General features: G+C 53.3%; 2 protein-coding genes. Both read right to left on the reverse strand.

Annotated features, from left to right (window positions below; genetic code table 11):
• Positions 1 to 109 precede the first annotated feature (109 nt).
• Positions 110 to 577, reverse strand: a complete 468-nt coding sequence (locus tag NZK35_RS25210; RefSeq protein ID WP_259635294.1) for a hypothetical protein — start codon at positions 575 to 577, stop codon at positions 110 to 112.
• Between the two features lie 117 nt (positions 578 to 694).
• A complete protein-coding gene (locus NZK35_RS25215) occupies positions 695 to 1255 on the reverse strand; it encodes a hypothetical protein (protein ID WP_259635295.1) in 561 nt (186 codons plus the stop codon).
• Positions 1256 to 1303: the final 48 nt, after the last annotated feature.

Here is a 1303-nt window from a genome sequence, read left to right on the forward strand (position 1 = left end):
CAGAATCTGTCGGCGAACGGTTGCGATGACCGGGCCGCGGCGAACGATCATCCACTTGTGAAAACTCGACTCCGCGGCTCCGCGTCCATCGCTTGGTTACGCCATTCTGTCAGGTTGGCTCACGCTCGTCCTTGAGTGAGCGATGAAGCAGTGAAAAACTCAGTATAGCGAAAGCGACCGTCGTGAAGCACATGCCGACGAGAAGCGGAGTCAATCCAAATGCGTGTCCATAAGCCAAGGCGTCATGTTTCGGATACGAGGGAGAAGATGCGATCAATCGATTCATGTAGATGTAGTTGTGGAGCAGCCCTATCACACCGACAAACGCGGGGATAAATGCAAGCGGGATCAAGCACGCTGTGGACGCCGGCGAGCAGGATCTGCGTAGTTGAGCAATTGCGACGAGGAGTGCAAACGAGCCCGTTCCGTAGATCGTTACTCCGTAAAACCAGCCAAGCGATTCGACCAGCCATCCCGCAATCGAATCTGGCTGACGGGCGCCCATCACGACTATTGCGAAGAAGGCAGCAAAAGCAGCGACCGCGAAGCAAAGCGTGAATAAAGAGATGCGGTTCAAGTGGTTGAGCGTGGGTGTGTCGCGTTCAAATCGCTGGCGTAACGGCAGAATTCACGGGGAACGGGCGAAAGACTTGCAAGCAGACCATTTAACACGACTCCCGTTCTCCCGTGCAATTCATGGTTCGCCCTCCGGATCTACGTATTTTGCGCGAAGTTCCGCCATTTTGAGAAGGCCAACTGCAACCTCAGGCGGGCCATCCGTATCTGCAGCACCAGCTTTCACCAATTGCTCATGTGTGTCATCACGGAAGTAGTCATCATCTCGGAATACGACAGTTCCATCTCGATTGACAACCACGCATCTGACATCAGCCGCAGTTGATGCGAAATTCGGATACGCATCATTGTGGAACGTGGTGAAAAACAGGCTTCGCGTTTGAGTTCCGTTCATCGCGTGTGTGCAATACATGACGCAATGCGCAAGTATCGGATCATTGGGGTCAATCCAAATGCTTCCGGGTTCTAGTTGGGTCTCAAACGGACGATCAACATTCTTGAGCACGTGAAAGACTGACTCCTTCGAGATGAGCTCATGCATGTCGTCTTCTGTCGCGGGAGCTTTCTCAACAGGTGCGCGTTCGCCAGAGCTAGACGTTACAGGTTCGCATCCACAAACAAACGCGAGCGAAAGGCAGAACGCAATTGCGACAATTGAATTGCTGTACGAAGGTTGCATGCGTCAATCACTTAAAATGGGCGAACGGCGGTGGTCACCGCGTTGGCG

Source organism: Stieleria sedimenti (assembly GCF_025060895.1).
Classification (GTDB): Bacteria; Planctomycetota; Planctomycetia; order Pirellulales; family Pirellulaceae; genus Stieleria; species Stieleria sedimenti.

Excerpts from the sequence above, each read along its gene's own strand:
- NZK35_RS25215 (WP_259635295.1), bottom strand. The coding sequence starts at position 1,255 with ATGCAACCTTCGTACAGCAATTCAATTGTCGCAATTGCGTTCTGCCTT.